The 13,489-nt window shown below is 62.6% G+C and carries 15 protein-coding genes and 1 riboswitch; of the genes, 8 read left to right on the top strand and 7 right to left on the bottom strand.

Annotated elements, in window-relative coordinates; translation table 11 throughout:
* Positions 1-44: 44 nt before the first annotated feature.
* Entirely contained in the window at positions 45-917 is an 873-nt protein-coding gene (locus CXQ82_RS11190) for an undecaprenyl-diphosphate phosphatase (RefSeq protein WP_101268823.1), read from the bottom strand.
* A 179-nt stretch (positions 918-1,096) separates the two neighbouring features.
* Between CXQ82_RS11190 and CXQ82_RS11195 the strand changes: the two genes are divergently transcribed.
* Positions 1,097-1,603 (top strand): GNAT family N-acetyltransferase, encoded by a 507-nt coding sequence (locus CXQ82_RS11195; RefSeq protein ID WP_101273763.1) that lies wholly within the window; start codon positions 1,097-1,099, stop codon positions 1,601-1,603.
* Here the strand turns inward: CXQ82_RS11195 and CXQ82_RS11200 are convergent.
* Positions 1,581-2,525, bottom strand: coding sequence for a GlxA family transcriptional regulator (locus CXQ82_RS11200; RefSeq protein WP_101268825.1), 945 nt, complete (start codon positions 2,523-2,525; stop codon positions 1,581-1,583). The two genes, CXQ82_RS11195 and CXQ82_RS11200, sit on opposite strands and share 23 nt — an antisense overlap.
* Positions 2,526-2,697: 172 nt before the next feature.
* On the opposite strand from CXQ82_RS11200, the gene CXQ82_RS11205 reads away from it, so the two are divergent.
* From CXQ82_RS11205 to CXQ82_RS11215, 3 genes are all read left to right on the top strand, one after another.
* Positions 2,698-3,327 carry a TetR/AcrR family transcriptional regulator gene (locus CXQ82_RS11205; RefSeq protein WP_101268827.1) on the top strand — a complete coding sequence of 210 codons (630 nt, stop codon included), beginning with the start codon at positions 2,698-2,700 and terminating at the stop codon, positions 3,325-3,327.
* On the top strand, positions 3,324-4,001 hold the full coding sequence (locus CXQ82_RS11210) for a type 1 glutamine amidotransferase domain-containing protein (protein ID WP_101268829.1): 678 nt from the start codon (positions 3,324-3,326) through the stop codon (positions 3,999-4,001). Before CXQ82_RS11205 ends, CXQ82_RS11210 begins: the two co-directional genes overlap by 4 nt.
* A gap of 79 nt (positions 4,002-4,080) precedes the next feature.
* Entirely contained in the window at positions 4,081-5,205 is a 1,125-nt protein-coding gene (locus tag CXQ82_RS11215; protein WP_101268831.1) for an alkene reductase, read from the top strand.
* Between the two features lie 122 nt (positions 5,206-5,327).
* Here the strand turns inward: CXQ82_RS11215 and CXQ82_RS11220 are convergent, their stop codons facing one another.
* Complete coding sequence (locus tag CXQ82_RS11220) at positions 5,328-6,326, bottom strand: NAD(P)H-quinone oxidoreductase (protein ID WP_101268832.1); 999 nt, start codon at positions 6,324-6,326, stop codon at positions 5,328-5,330.
* Complete coding sequence (locus CXQ82_RS11225) at positions 6,323-7,555, bottom strand: YbfB/YjiJ family MFS transporter (RefSeq protein ID WP_101268834.1); 1,233 nt, start codon at positions 7,553-7,555, stop codon at positions 6,323-6,325. The genes CXQ82_RS11220 and CXQ82_RS11225 overlap by 4 nt, the downstream gene beginning before the upstream one ends.
* A gap of 112 nt (positions 7,556-7,667) precedes the next feature.
* Here CXQ82_RS11225 and CXQ82_RS11230 point away from each other — a divergent pair, with 112 nt between their 5' ends.
* The 3 genes from CXQ82_RS11230 (at position 7,668) to CXQ82_RS11240 (ending at position 10,051) form a co-directional block, all read left to right on the top strand.
* Entirely contained in the window at positions 7,668-8,546 is an 879-nt protein-coding gene (locus CXQ82_RS11230) for a LysR family transcriptional regulator (RefSeq protein ID WP_101268836.1), read from the top strand.
* Positions 8,547-8,622: 76 nt separating this feature from the next.
* Positions 8,623-9,606 carry an MBL fold metallo-hydrolase gene (locus CXQ82_RS11235; protein WP_101268837.1) on the top strand — a complete coding sequence of 328 codons (984 nt, stop codon included), beginning with the start codon at positions 8,623-8,625 and terminating at the stop codon, positions 9,604-9,606.
* Between the two features lie 58 nt (positions 9,607-9,664).
* Complete coding sequence (locus CXQ82_RS11240; protein WP_101268839.1) at positions 9,665-10,051, top strand: DoxX family protein; 387 nt, start codon at positions 9,665-9,667, stop codon at positions 10,049-10,051.
* A gap of 54 nt (positions 10,052-10,105) precedes the next feature.
* On the opposite strand, the gene CXQ82_RS11245 is transcribed toward CXQ82_RS11240, so the two are convergent.
* Positions 10,106-10,924 carry an alpha/beta fold hydrolase gene (locus CXQ82_RS11245; RefSeq protein ID WP_101268841.1) on the bottom strand — a complete coding sequence of 273 codons (819 nt, stop codon included), beginning with the start codon at positions 10,922-10,924 and terminating at the stop codon, positions 10,106-10,108.
* Positions 10,925-11,073: 149 nt separating this feature from the next.
* Here CXQ82_RS11245 and CXQ82_RS11250 point away from each other — a divergent pair, with 149 nt between their 5' ends.
* Complete coding sequence (locus tag CXQ82_RS11250) at positions 11,074-12,141, top strand: NAD(P)-dependent alcohol dehydrogenase (RefSeq protein ID WP_101268843.1); 1,068 nt, start codon at positions 11,074-11,076, stop codon at positions 12,139-12,141.
* A gap of 77 nt (positions 12,142-12,218) precedes the next feature.
* On the opposite strand, the gene mntP is transcribed toward CXQ82_RS11250, so the two are convergent.
* Together mntP and CXQ82_RS11260 are read right to left on the bottom strand one after the other, a co-directional pair.
* On the bottom strand, positions 12,219-12,782 hold the full coding sequence (mntP, locus tag CXQ82_RS11255) for a manganese efflux pump MntP (protein ID WP_101268845.1): 564 nt from the start codon (positions 12,780-12,782) through the stop codon (positions 12,219-12,221).
* 10 nt (positions 12,783-12,792) lie between these two features.
* Positions 12,793-12,961: riboswitch (yybP-ykoY riboswitch) on the bottom strand.
* A gap of 39 nt (positions 12,962-13,000) precedes the next feature.
* Positions 13,001-13,300 carry a hypothetical protein gene (locus CXQ82_RS11260; protein ID WP_101268847.1) on the bottom strand — a complete coding sequence of 100 codons (300 nt, stop codon included), beginning with the start codon at positions 13,298-13,300 and terminating at the stop codon, positions 13,001-13,003.
* Between the last annotated feature and the right edge of the window lie 189 nt (positions 13,301-13,489).

The raw sequence follows: 13,489 nt of genomic DNA on the forward strand, positions 1-13,489 counted from the left end.
GCGCTGAAAACCCAACTCTATCAGACTGCCCCCGTGATATTCCCTCAGCTCAACAACCCGGTGCTGACTGCCACAATCAGGAACACCCCCAGCAGCGCGCGGTAGATCACGAACGGCCAGGTGGAGAAACGCTCCAGGAACTTCATCAAGCCCCAAATCGCAAAAAACGCCGAGACGCTCGCCACCACCAGGCCAAACAACAGATGCGGCCAGGCGTGGGCGGGCAGGTCGGTGTGCAGCAGCACCCACAGCTCTTTCAAGCCGGCGAGAGCGATGGCCGGCAAACCCAGCAGGAATGAAAAGCGCGCGGCCTCTTCGCGTTTGAAGTTGAGAAACAGCGCCGCCGTCAGCGTCGAGCCGGAACGCGATACGCCCGGAATCAACGCGCCGATCTGCGCAATGCCGACGATCAACGCATCACGCAGGCGCATCTGGCCCATGTCCCGCGTATGCCGGGCGCGCAGCTCGGCCACGGCCAGCAGCACCGCCATCACCACGCAGGAAATGCCGATCACCATCAGGCCGCGCAACGGCGAGTTGCAGGCGTTCAAAGTGGAGGACAGGGCCAGGCCGGCGATGCAGATCGGTACGGTCGCCAGCATGATGGCCACGGCCAGCTTGAACCAGGGGTCGTTGTAGTCACCCCGGCGCACCGCGCCGATGCTGCCCGTGGTCACTTGGCGCACATCCCGCCAGAAGTAACTGACCACCGCCGCCAAGGCCGCCAACTGCATCGCCGCGGAAAACGCCGAGCCGGGGTCCTGCCAGCCGAGCAGGGCGGGTACCACACGCATATGGGCGGTGGACGACACCGGCAACAGCTCGGTAATGCCCTGGATCACGCCCAGGATAAAAATCTGCAGATAATCCAGGGAGGCAAAGCCCACATCCAGGCCGGCGGAACAGACGGTGGTCAAAGTACGTGTCCTTGAGAGAAAAGCGGAGGTGGGCGAAGTTTATTCGAAATGTTTCAAGGTTTCGGCTGAGGCAACCGCTATTTGCACTCTGTTCAGCGAGTAGAAAGGTTCGACCTTCCATTGGCTTGGCCGGCACTTTTGTGAACAATGGCGCCCTGCGTTTTTTCACCGAGAGCCCCATGCCTGAAACCACCGTCGAATTGATCCAGACCGGCCCCGAAGACGCCGAACTGATCCGCAATCTCTACCAGTACTACGCCTACGAGTCCTCGGACTGGGAACAGGAGGATGTCGAGGCGGACGGCCGTTTCTACATCCACGACGAGCACCTGAACCGCTACTGGCAAGACCCGCACTGGAGCGCCAACCTGTTGCTGGTCGACGGCTATATCGCCGGCTTCCTGTTGATCGAAGAGAGTGAGTTGCCGGGGATCAATGCCCTGGAGCTGGCCGACCTGTTTATCCTCAAGCGCTACCGGCGCAAAGGCATCGGCCGCGCTATCGCCACCCAGGTGCTGTGCAGCGGCGAGGCCGATTGGCTGGTGCGTTTCTATGACCAGGACGAAGCGTCCCAGGCGTTCTGGCGCACGGTGCTGGATAACCTGCCGCGCCCGGTGCAGGCGCTGGAGTTGGACGACGATGCGCAGCTGGTGACTTACCTGATCACGCGGGTGGCGCTGCATTAAACGCCTGTTGCATGGCCTGGGGCGGTTGCCCGAAGGCGCGCAGGAAGGCCTGGCGCATGCGCTCGCGGTCGCCGAAGCCGGTTTCGCGGGCCACCACTTCCACCGGGTGGCGGCTGGTTTCCATCATCGCCCGGGCGGCTTCCACTCTAAGTGACTCAATGGCCTTGGCCGGGGTTTGCCCGGTTTCCTCGCGGAACACCCGGCTGAACTGGCGCGGGCTGAGCCGGGCGACATCGGCCAAGGCGTCCACCGACAAATCATGGGTCAGGTTTTCGCGGGCGTAGGCCAGGGCCAGTTGCACGCGGTCGGACTTGGGGTCCAGTTCCAGCAGGGCCGACAGCTGCGACTGCTCGCTGCCACGGCGCTGGGCAATCACCAGCTTGCGCGCAATGCGGCGGGCGAGGTCGCTGCCCAGGTCCTTCTCCACCATGGCCAGCGCCAGGTCCACCCCGGCGCTCATGCCCGCGCCAGTCCAGACCTGGCCGTCGACCACAAACAGTTTGTCTTCTTCCAGGTGGATCTCCGGGTGGCGCTTGCGGAAGGCCGGCGCGTGAATCCAGTGGGTGGTGGCGCGCTTGCCGTCCAATAAGCCAGCCTCGGCCAGCACGAAAATGCCCATGCACAGCGAGGCGATCCGGCGTGACTGCGCAGACGCGGCCTTGACCAGGTCCAGCAGGTTGGCCTCGGGCAGGCGAAACTCCAGGTAGCCGCTGACGATCAGCGTGTCATAGCCTTCCGGCCGAATCGGCGTGGTATTCACCGAGAAACCTTGGGAGGTCATCACCGCGCCGCCGCTTTCCGACACCAGGTGAAACTCATAGGCCGGCTCGCCCCGCATCAGGTTCGCGCACTCGAACACCGAGCCCAGGCTGAGGCTCAGGGATTGGAAGTTCGGGTAAACCATCAGCGCAACGCTGTGCATCGTATGTCTCCAGGGGCGTGGGAAGAGGGATTGTCGGCGGCCGCCGGGAAAACGGCAACCGACTTCGAGCCATGTCCGGAATCCTTGCGGATATGACATTGTCGGCTTTTGCTCCGGCTCCTAACATTCACCCAACGAACTAGACGACTGGTCTAATCGGACGGAGTGAAGCATGAGCAGTGAAACCAAAAGTGCAAGGCAGACGATTCTGGACACGGCGCAAGTGATTGTCGGCCGTAAAGGATTTTCGGCGGTGGGCCTGAACGAAATACTGCAAGCCGCCGATGTGCCGAAAGGCTCGTTCTATCACTACTTCAACTCCAAAGATGCCTTCGGCGTTGTATTGCTCGACACGTACTTCGACAACTACGTGTACGGCATGGAGCAACTCTTCAACCAACCGGGCCTATCCCACGGCGCCAAGTTGATGCGCTATTGGCATTGCTGGATCGACAACCAGACCGGCTGCACCGACGCGGGCAAATGCCTTGCCGTCAAACTCGGCGCGGAGGTGTCAGACCTTTCAGAACCGATGCGCCTGGCGCTGCAGCGCGGCACCTCACGCACCATCGCACTGCTCGCCGTGGCCATGCAGCGCGGCGTCGCAGACGGCTCGCTGTTGTTGCAACACCGGCCGCAGCACCTGGCCCAGCAGCTGTACGCCCTGTGGCTGGGGGCCAGCGTAATGAGCAAGATCACCCGAACACCCGCGCCTTTTGACCAGGCGCTGTTACTGACCCGACAGCTGTTGGGTAGCCCTGAACACACTGACATTCACATCGATCGAGGCACTGGAAAATGAAAGTATTAATGGTACTCACCTCTCACGACCAGCTTGGCGACACCGGCCGCAAGACCGGCTTCTGGCTCGAAGAATTTGCTGCACCCTATTACGCCTTCAAGGACGCCGGCGCCGAAGTGGTGCTGGCATCCCCGGCCGGTGGCCAGCCGCCGCTGGACCCGGTCAGCGACCTGCCGGACTTCCAGACCGAACAAACCCACCGCTTCGCCGCCGACCCGGCTGCGCAGCAGGCCCTGGCCACCACCGTAAAGCTGGACACGGTCAACGCCACCGACTTCGACACCGTGTTCTACCCGGGTGGTCACGGCCCGCTGTGGGACCTGGCGGAGTCGCCCACTTCAATCGCGCTGATCGAGGCGTTTGAGCGCGCCGGTAAACCGATTGGCTTTGTGTGCCATGCGCCGGGTGCCTTGCGCCACGTCAAGGCTGTCAACGGTGAGCCGTTGATCAAGGGCCGTCGCGTGACGGGTTTCTCCAACTCCGAAGAAGCCGCTGTCGAGTTGACCGATGTGGTGCCGTTCCTGATTGAAGATGAATTCATCAAGTTGGGCGGCAAGTATGAGAAGGGCGCTGATTGGCAGTCGTTCGTGATTGTCGATGGGCTGTTGGTTACCGGGCAAAACCCTGGCAGTTCCAGTGATGTGGCCAAGGCCCTGCTGAAACTCACCGCTTAAGTTAATTAACCCCGTTATTAGTTGGCGACTCGCAAGAGTCGCCAGTGTTTTTGCTCGTCCTGAATTTGGAGTTTCCAGCATGACTGACAGTGTATTAAGTACCCCGATAACACTGGGTCACCACACCTTGAATAACCGTGTCGTGCTGCCGCCGCTGACCCGTCAACGCAGCGCGCAACCCGGGGATATCGCCACCGATTTGATGGCCGAGTATTACCGCCAGCGCGCCAGTGCCGGTTTCATGGTCAGTGAAGGTACGCAGATCGAGCCCCGTGGCCAGGGGTATGCCTGGACGCCGGGCATCTACACCCCGGCGCAGATCGACGGTTGGCGCACGGTTACTGACGCCGTGCACGCCGAGGGTGGGGTGATTTTTGCCCAGCTGTGGCACGTGGGGCGCGTGTCCCATAATGCCTTGCAGCCTGACGGTGCGGCACCGGTGGCCCCGTCGGCACTCGCAGCGTTGCAAGCCAAGGCGTTTATCCAGACCGGGCCAGGTACGGGCGAATTGGTGCAGCCGCCGGTGCCGCGTGCCTTGAGCACGCTTGAGGTCAAGCAACTGGTGGCGCATTACGCCCAGGCTGCCCGCAATGCCCTGGATGCAGGGTTTGATGGGGTGGAGATTCACTCGGCCAACGGTTACCTGGTCAACCAGTTCATCTCGGCCCACTCCAACAGGCGCGACGACGAGTACGGCGGCTCACTGGACAACCGCCTGCGCTTTTTGCGCGAAATCGTCGAGGCGGTGAGTGCCGTGGTCGGCCCGGAACGCCTCGGTGTGCGGTTTTCGCCATTGTTCAGCGGCACCGACCAGGACCGCGTGTATATCGGCCTGGTGGAAGAGGACCCGCACCACACCTATATCGAGGCGATCAAAGTGCTGCAAGCGGCGGGCATCGCCTATGTCTCCATCGCCGAAGCCGACTGGGACAACGCGCCCGACCTGCCGGAGACCTTCCGCCGCGCCGTGCGTGACACGTTCAGCGGGCGCATCATCTACGCCGGTCGCTACACCGCCGAGCGGGGTGCGCGGTTGGTCGACGCGGGGTTAGCGGATCTGATTGCGTTCGGGCGGCCGTTCATTGCCAACCCGGATCTGCCGCAGCGGCTTTTCAACGGCTGGCCGCTGAACCCGCTGCGGGTAGAAGGGATGTATGGCGGGGGCGAAGTGGGGTACACCGATTATCCCGCTTATTCCGACTAAGAATACGGTCAATGTGGGAGGGGGCTTGCCCCCGATAGCGGTGTATCAGCTACACCATCTGTTGCTGACCCACTGCCATCGGGGGCAAGCCCCCTCCCACATTCAGATGTGTGGCCTTTAGATTACTCCACCCGCAACACAATCTTGCCAATATGATCCCCGCCTTCCATCCGTGCATGGGCCTGGGCCGCGTCGGTGTATTCATACACTTTGTCGATCATCGGCAGGCAACGCCCGGCGGCCAGCACTGGCCAGATGTACTCGCGCAATTGCTCGGCAATCGCAGCCTTTTCTGCGTGGCTGCGCGGGCGTAACAGCGAGCCGGTAATCACCGCGCGTTTGCCGAGGATGGTCAACAGGTCGACGTCATTGGCCTTGGCACCGCCGAGGAAACCCAGCATCACCAGGTGCCCGTCCATGGCCAGGGCCTTGAGGTTGTTGTTGAGGTACGAGCCACCCATGATGTCGAGGATCACGTCCACGCCCTGGCCGTCGGTTTGTTCGGCGATGACCTCGGCGAAATCCTGCTCGCGATAATTGATCGGCTCGGCGCCCAGCTCGGCGATGGCCGCGCACTTGTCGGCGCTGCCGGCGGTGGCGAAGGCCTGGATGCCGAACTCGCGGCACAGCATCAGCGCGGTGGTGCCGATGCCACTGGTGCCGCCGTGGATCAGCACGCGCTGGCCCGTGTGTGCATCACCCAGGCCGAACAGGTTGGCCCATACGGTGAAAAAGGTTTCCGGGACGGCAGCGGCTTGAATCCAGTCCATGCCCTCGGGGATCGGCAAGGCCTGGCCGGCCGGCACGCTGCAGAACTGCGCGTAGCCGCCGCCATTGGTCAGCGCGCAGACCCGGTCGCCCAGGTTGAACCCCGACACGCCGTCGCCCAGCGCCGCCACTTCGCCGGCCACTTCCAGGCCCGGGTACGGGTTCATGCCGGGTTTCATCGGGTATTTGCCGGCGCGTTGCAAGGCGTCCGGGCGGTTGACCCCGGCGGCGTGCACGCGGATCAGGATCTCACCGGGGCCCGCCACCGGCACGTCGGCGCGGCGCGGTTGCAGCACTTCGGGGCCACCGGGGGTGGTGATTTCGATCAGGGTCATTTCTTTAGGCAGTGTCATTTGAGGTTACCTGTAGCGATGAGCGTATGGGTTGGGACCGTGGCGAGTGGTCGGCGGTTCAGCAGGATCATACCCAGCTCCAATGCCAGCGCGACCACAATCGCCGCCGCTGCAATCAGGAACAACTGCGCATGCTGGCCGCCGCTGCTGTTGAACAGGGCCGAGTAGGCAAAGCCCGACAGCGCCTGGAACGTGGCGAAGGACACGGTGGCCCGGCTCCACGCCACTTGTTGCTGGTGATGGTTGGGCAGCAGTTCATGCACCCGCGCCAAGGCCAGCGGCACGATGCCTGGCGGGAACGAACCGAGGATCACCGCCAGTACGGCGAGGGCGGTAAACGAGCCGGCAAACGGCAGTAGGCCAACGGCGACCGCTTGCACCATCAACACCAGGCGAATGCTCCAGCGTGCGCCGAGTTTGTCGGCCAGGAAGCCATACGTGACCGGCCCCACAATCGCACCCAGGCCATACATCACCCAAATCATTGCACCGACATGCGCGCCGTCACCCAGGCCACGGGCCACGTAATCCACCAGAAACACCATGGCCGGCACCAGGCCCGCCGCCATGAAGGCGTATTGGGCAAACAACAGGTACACCCCCGAAGGTGTCGGCGCTGCGCTGCCCGCCGGCAGCGGTGCCTCATGCACGGTGCCGGTGGGCCAGGCAAACCAGCTGGCGGCGGTGAGTATGACCGCCAGCAGGCCCAGGCCGAACCAGGTTTGTTGCAGGCCAAGGCTCAACAACGGCGGCACCAGGGTGCCCGAGGCGGCAATGCCCAGGCCGATGCCGAGGAAGATCGCACCGCTGGCCAGGCCACGGCGTTCCGCCGGTACATGGGGCAATACGGTGGCGGCCACCAGCACCATGATCGCGCCACCGGCGATGCCCGACAGTAGGCGCCAGGCGAAAAACCACACTACCGAGAGCGGGAAACCACAGGCGAAAAACGCCAGGGTCACCGCCACCATCATGAAGCGCAGGGCGCTTTTGTTAGAGCTGCGTTGGGCGATGGGCCGGCCGATCAGCGCGCCGATCAGGTAACCCACCAGGTTGGCGGCGCCGAGGTACACCACGTCGTTGGCGGAGAACCAGTGCGCCTGGATCAAACTCGGAATCAACGGTGTGTAGGCAAAACGCGCCAGGCCGATGCTGACCAGGCTGGCGCACAGGCCGGCGAAGATCGGCAGCCAAACCGCGCTGCGGGGTGAAAAATGAGTGTCGTGCATGATGGCGGTCCTGGGTATTTTTCTCTGGCGCCCAGCATATCCAAGATTATTGATGCAATAATGCAGCGATTATACGGCGCTCTGATGCAAATACGCAGCATAAGGAATCAGCATGAATTGGGACGATGCACGGGTGTTTCTGGCGGTGTGCCGCGAGTCCTCCCTACGCGGTGCCGCCCGGGTGCTGGGCGTGGACCAGGCCACCGTCGGCCGGCGCGTCAACGCCCTGGAAAAATCCTTGGGTGCGACCTTGTTCCTGCGCACCTCCGAGGGTTACGCCCTGACGGCCGTGGGCGAAGCCGCGCTGCGCTCGGTGGAAAAAATGGAGCGCTCGGCGCTGGATCTGGAGCGCCAGATTCAGGGCCTGGACGACCGCCTGACCGGCATCGTGCGTGTCAGCACCACCGACTCGCTGGCTATCGATTTCATCATCCCGGCGATTGCCCGCCTGCATGAACAACACCCCGATGTGCGCGTGCAGCTGGACGCGTCCACGCAGTTCCTCAGCCTGGCCAAGCGTGAAACCGACATTGCCGTGCGCAATACCCGCCCCGACAACCCCGACCTGATCGCCCGGCGCATCGCGCGCTGGCCGCTGGGGTTGTTTGCGTCCCAGGCCTATGTCGACCGCCACGGTATCCCCGAGCCTGGCAGCCTGTTCGAAGGCCACGACCTGGTGGTCTACCAACCCTACCTGCAAAGCCAGAAGGACATGACCCTGGTGTCCGAACCCCTCGGGCGCGGGCGGATTGTGGCGGCACTGAGTTCCAGCCTGCTGGTGCGCCGTTCGATTGCCGCCGGCATCGGCATCGGTGAGATCCCGGTGTACACCGGCGAGCGCGACGGCTTGGTGCGCCTATGGCCGGAGCGCACGCGCCCGCTGCCCTACGACGTGTGGCTGGTCACCCACGCCGACCTGCGCCACACGGCGCGGGTGCGGGTGGTGATCGATGAAATCGTCGCCGGGTTTGCCGGCACGGGGGAGGAGTAGTCAGCACAGGCTTGCAATTTCCTGCGGCGCGGCGGGCACACAATCAGCCTCTTTACGCATGTTCAGGGGTAACAGTATGAAAAGAAGATCGGTGTTTGCTTTAGCGCTCGCGGTGGCATTGGCCTCGGGGCATTCGTTTGCCGCCGCGCCCGCGCAGGTCGGTACCCAGGCGCCAGGCTACTTCCGCCTGGCGGTCGGCGACTATGAAGTCACGGCGCTGTTCGACGGCTACAACGACCTGTCGCCCAAGCTGCTCAAGGGCATGACCCAAAGCCAGATCCGCGCCTTGCTGGCCCGCCGCTCCATCGAAACCCCGGGCGTGCAGACCGCGTTCAACGCGTTTTTGGTCAACACCGGCAAGCAACTGATCCTGGTGGACACCGGCGCCGGCCAATGCATCGGCGCCACCGCCGGGCAACTCTCGACGAACATGAAGGCGGCCGGTTATGAGCCGTCCCAGGTCGACACGATCCTGCTGACCCACCTGCACCTGGACCACGTGTGCGGTCTGGTGGATGGGCAGCATCAAGCGATTTTCGCGAATGCCACCGTGTATGCCGCCAAGGCCGAGGCCGATTACTGGCTCGACCCTCAGGCGTTGGCCAAGGCCCCGGAGGCGGCCAAAGGCTTTTTCAAGATCGCCCAAGACTCGACCGCCCCCTACATAGCCGCCGGGCGTTTCAAGACGTTTGAGCCGGGCAAGCTGCCGATCGCAGGTATCGAGACGGCACAGGAGCCGGGGCATACGCCGGGCAGCACCACTTACCGTTTCAACTCCCAGGGGCAGAGCATCCTGTTCATGGGCGACCTGGTGCATAACCTCGCCGTGCAGTTCCTGCACCCTGAGGTGTCGATCGGGTTTGACGTGAATGGCCAGCAGGCAATCAAGAGCCGCGAAGCGGTGTTCAGCGCGGCCGCTGCCGAAAAGATCTGGGTGACCGCGGCGCATTTGCCGTTCCCGGGCATTGGCCATATCACCACCGAGGGCAAGCACTTCCAGTGGGTACCGGTGGAGTACGGGCCGTATAAACGTGCGGCGCATGTGCCATTGATCGACTAACCCTCTCTCCCTATAGCCGCTGTGCAACCGCCAGCGGTTTTTTGCGCATAGGTCGTTTATGAACGAATCAAAAAGTCAGGCTCTGGGGCTGCTGTTTCTGCGGGTCAGTGGGGCGCTGTTCCTGCTGTGGGTGCATGGCTTGCCCAAGTTGCTCCACTACAGCGAGCAGTTGACGCTGATCGAAGACCCGTTTCATTTGGGCGCCAACGTCACTTTGCTGCTGGCGATCTTTGCCGAAGTACTCTGCCCGCTGCTGATCATCACGGGGGTGCGGGTGCGTCTGGCGTGCCTGCCGATCCTGGCGGTGCTGTTGATCGCCATGGTGGTGGTGCACCCGCAATGGACGTTGCTTGAAGGGCAGTTCGGCTGGTTGCTGCTGATCATTTTCACCAGCGTGCTGATCGCCGGGCCCGGTCGCCTGGTGCTGAGCCAGCGTTTCGCCTGAGCAAAAAAAGGCCGGGCAAGCCCGGCCAAATAAGGAGAGGGTGTTTCAGTCGTATCAGCGGCTCAGGAACGCCAGCAGGTCTTCGTTCAACTGCTGGGTGTGAGTGGCCGCGAAGCCGTGCGGCGCGTCCTTGTAGACCTTCAGTTCTGCGCCCTTGATCATCTCGGCCGCTACTTTGCCGGTGGTTTCGAAGGGTACGATCTGGTCGCCATCACCGTGGATCACCAGGGTCGGCACGTCGATCTTGGCCATGTCCGGGCGGAAGTCGGTTTCGGAGAACGCAGTGACGCAATCCACGGTCGCCTTGAGGGACGCTAACAGAGCGATCTGCAGGGTCTGGGTCAGCACACCTTCGGAGACGGTCTGGCCTTTGTTAATGCCGAAGAACGGGGTGTTGAAGTCCGCGATGAATTGCGCACGGTCCTTGAGCAGTCCTTCCTTGATGCCGTCGAACACCGGGGTCGGCACGCCTTGTGGGTAATCGGCTTTCTGGCCGAACAGCGGGGTGACCGCACCCAGCAGCACCAGGCCGGCAACACGGGCGCTGCCGTGGCGGGCGATATAGCGGGCCACGTCGCCGCCACCCATGGAGAAGCCCACCAGGGTCACGTCCTTGAGGTCCAGGTGCTCGATCAACTGCGCGATGTCGTCGGCGAAAGTGTTGTAGTCATTGCCGGTCCACGGTTGGTCCGAGCGGCCGAAACCACGGCGGTCAAACGCGATGGTGCGGTAGCCACGGCTGCTCAGGTATTCCATCTGGTATTCCCACATATCGGCATCCAGCGGCCAGCCGTGGCTGAACAGCACGGGCTTACCGCTGCCCCAGTCCTTGAAGTAGATCTGGGTACCGTCTTTGGCAACGAATGTGCTCATGGAAAACTCCTGGGTGAGTAGGGCAAAAAGACTCTAGCTCACTATTGCGCTAAACCGGACGAAGGGCTTGTACGGGTGTGCTCGGTTGAACGGTTCAGCGTCTATGCTGGTCCACTGACCTCTACCGTCAGATCACACAGGTGAACGAAATGGCCAAGACTTACAGCTACGCCGCCCAGAACGCCAAGGACACGCTCAAGCCCTTTACCTTCGAGCGCCGTGCGCCAGGGGCCGACGACGTACAGATCGACATCCTCTATTGCGGCGTCTGCCACTCCGACCTGCACACTGCGCGCAACGAGTGGCATAACACGCTTTACCCCTCGGTGCCTGGCCACGAAATCGTCGGCCGCGTGACGGCCGTGGGTGGCAACGTCAAGAACTTCAAGGTCGGCGACCTGGCCGGTGTCGGTTGCATGGTTGACAGCTGCCAGCACTGCGCCTCCTGCGCCGAGGGCGAGGAGCAATACTGCGAGAACGGCTTTACCGGCACCTACAACGGCCCGGTATTCGGCGGTGAGAACACCTTCGGCGGCTACTCGGACAGCATCGTAGTCAAGGAGAAGTTTGTACTGCGCATCTCCCATGACGATTCCAACCTGGCCGCCGTGGCGCCGTTGCTGTGCGCGGGCATCACCACCTATTCGCCGCTGCACCACTGGAAGGTCGGCCCCGGCAAGAAGGTCGGCGTAGTGGGCCTGGGTGGCCTGGGGCATATGGCGGTGAAGATCGCCCACGCCATGGGCGCGCATGTCACGCTGTTCACCACCTCCCCGAGCAAGCGCGAGGACGGCCTGCGCCTGGGCGCCGACCAAGTGGTGGTGTCAAAGAACGCGGATGAAATGGCCAAGGTTGCCAACAGCCTGGACTTTATCCTCAACACCGTCGCCGCGCCGCATAACCTCGACGCCTTCCTCAACCTGCTCAAGCGCGACGGCACCATGACCCTGGTCGGCGCGCCCGACAGCCCGCACCCGTCGCCTGCAGTCTTCGGCCTGATCTTCAAGCGCCGCAGCCTGGCCGGCTCGCTGATCGGTGGCATCCAGGAGACCCAGGACATGCTGGACTTCTGCGCCAAGCACGGGATTGTCTCGGACGTGGAGATGATCGCTATCCAGGATATTAACGAGGCCTATGAGCGGATGCTCAAGGGCGATGTGAAGTATCGGTTTGTGATCGATATGGCCAGTTTGAAAAAGGAAAGTAACGCGGCGTGAGTGCAGCGCAAGTCTAATGTGGGAGGGGCGGTGCGACGATTCGATTTGCCCCCTTCCACATTGTTTATGTGTGCGTTTCAGACCGAGAGGTGCTCGTAGAGAATCGTCGCACCCACCAGCATCAACACCACGCCACCGACCATCTCCGCCCGCTTGCCCACCACGGTGCCCAACACCCGGCCGAGCATCATGCCGAGGGTGACCATGGTCATGGTCGCCAGGCCAATGGCCGCCGAGGCCAGCAGGATATTCACGTCGACAAACGCCAGGCCCACGCCCACTGCCAGCGCATCAATGCTGGTGGCAAACGCGGTGACGGCGAGGATCATGAAAGAGTGCTGGGTGGGCTTTTCGGCTTCCTCGTCGTCAGCCTTGAGCCCGTTCCAGATCATGTGCAAACCCAGTGCCACCAGCAGGGTAAAAGCGATCCAGTGGTCCCAGTTTTCCACCCAGCGGGTGGCCGCATGGCCGATGGCCCAGCCGATCATCGGTGTAATGGCTTCGATCACGCCAAAGATCAGGCCGGCGCGCAGGGCTTCGCTCAAACGCGGTTTTTGCAGGCTGGAGCCTTTGCCTATGGCCGCCGCAAAGGCGTCCGTGGACATGGCCAGGGCGAGAAGGAGCAGGGAAATGGGGTTCACGGTCAGGCTTCCAGTCGGGCTATGGGACACAACGACACAACCACACGCCCGACTTTAGGCATGGATGTGTCGCTGGTCTCACCAACCAAACGGTGTTCGTACCACGGCAGGTTGCCGAATATGTTGATACGAACGCTTCCAACAGAGTCAGAAGCCGGTTACTCCCCAACGAGGAGGGGAATCATAGGGGGGCGGATCTGAAAATTTCGTTAAACGGCTCAAGGCCGCTGCGGTTTCACCGATGTGCCAAAGGTATTGCCCATGCGCACGCTGGTGGCCGCCGGCGTGGCCAGGCCCACCTTGTTTGGCAGGCGTTTTTCCACGCCGATGTTTTGCGCCTCGCGGTTTTTTTGCGCAGCCTTGGTCGCATTCGTGTCATTGCCCATCTGCTGGCTCAGGCAGCCATAGTCGGGCGCCTTGTAGCCATCCACCGCGACTTCCGTGCAGCTGTCGGCATGGGCGGCGAAGGGCAGGGCGGCGCACAGCAACAGGCTGGCGAGGGGGGGTAGCAGCTTCATCGGAGCCTCCTGGCGGACCCGGGGGAAAGGGCCGTTAGGCTTTCAAGTCTAGTGCAGCGGGCTTCTCGTCACCGTGATGTTTTTTTTGCTATCACCGTAACATCAGGTTCATAAACTGGCCTCAGGATGACGGTTTTCTAGGGCGCGTCGGCCGTGCAGCGATGCAGAGCAGCGGGTGAGCAGGGAGCC

The sequence above is a fragment of the Pseudomonas sp. S09G 359 genome, from assembly GCF_002843605.1.
In the GTDB taxonomy this organism is placed as follows: domain Bacteria; phylum Pseudomonadota; class Gammaproteobacteria; order Pseudomonadales; family Pseudomonadaceae; genus Aquipseudomonas.

Excerpts from the sequence above, each read along its gene's own strand:
- CXQ82_RS11210 (WP_101268829.1), top strand. The coding sequence starts at position 3,324 with ATGAAAGTATTAATGGTACTCACCTCTCACGACCAGCTTGGCGACACC.
- CXQ82_RS11225 (WP_101268834.1), bottom strand. The coding sequence starts at position 7,555 with ATGCACGACACTCATTTTTCACCCCGCAGCGCGGTTTGGCTGCCGATC.
- CXQ82_RS11245 (WP_101268841.1), bottom strand. The coding sequence starts at position 10,924 with ATGAGCACATTCGTTGCCAAAGACGGTACCCAGATCTACTTCAAGGAC.
- CXQ82_RS11235 (WP_101268837.1), top strand. The coding sequence starts at position 8,623 with ATGAAAAGAAGATCGGTGTTTGCTTTAGCGCTCGCGGTGGCATTGGCC.
- CXQ82_RS11260 (WP_101268847.1), bottom strand. The coding sequence starts at position 13,300 with ATGAAGCTGCTACCCCCCCTCGCCAGCCTGTTGCTGTGCGCCGCCCTG.
- CXQ82_RS11220 (WP_101268832.1), bottom strand. The coding sequence starts at position 6,326 with ATGACACTGCCTAAAGAAATGACCCTGATCGAAATCACCACCCCCGGT.
- CXQ82_RS11230 (WP_101268836.1), top strand. The coding sequence starts at position 7,668 with ATGAATTGGGACGATGCACGGGTGTTTCTGGCGGTGTGCCGCGAGTCC.
- CXQ82_RS11240 (WP_101268839.1), top strand. The coding sequence starts at position 9,665 with ATGAACGAATCAAAAAGTCAGGCTCTGGGGCTGCTGTTTCTGCGGGTC.
- CXQ82_RS11200 (WP_101268825.1), bottom strand. The coding sequence starts at position 2,525 with ATGCACAGCGTTGCGCTGATGGTTTACCCGAACTTCCAATCCCTGAGC.
- CXQ82_RS11250 (WP_101268843.1), top strand. The coding sequence starts at position 11,074 with ATGGCCAAGACTTACAGCTACGCCGCCCAGAACGCCAAGGACACGCTC.
- CXQ82_RS11215 (WP_101268831.1), top strand. The coding sequence starts at position 4,081 with ATGACTGACAGTGTATTAAGTACCCCGATAACACTGGGTCACCACACC.
- CXQ82_RS11205 (WP_101268827.1), top strand. The coding sequence starts at position 2,698 with ATGAGCAGTGAAACCAAAAGTGCAAGGCAGACGATTCTGGACACGGCG.
- CXQ82_RS11195 (WP_101273763.1), top strand. The coding sequence starts at position 1,097 with ATGCCTGAAACCACCGTCGAATTGATCCAGACCGGCCCCGAAGACGCC.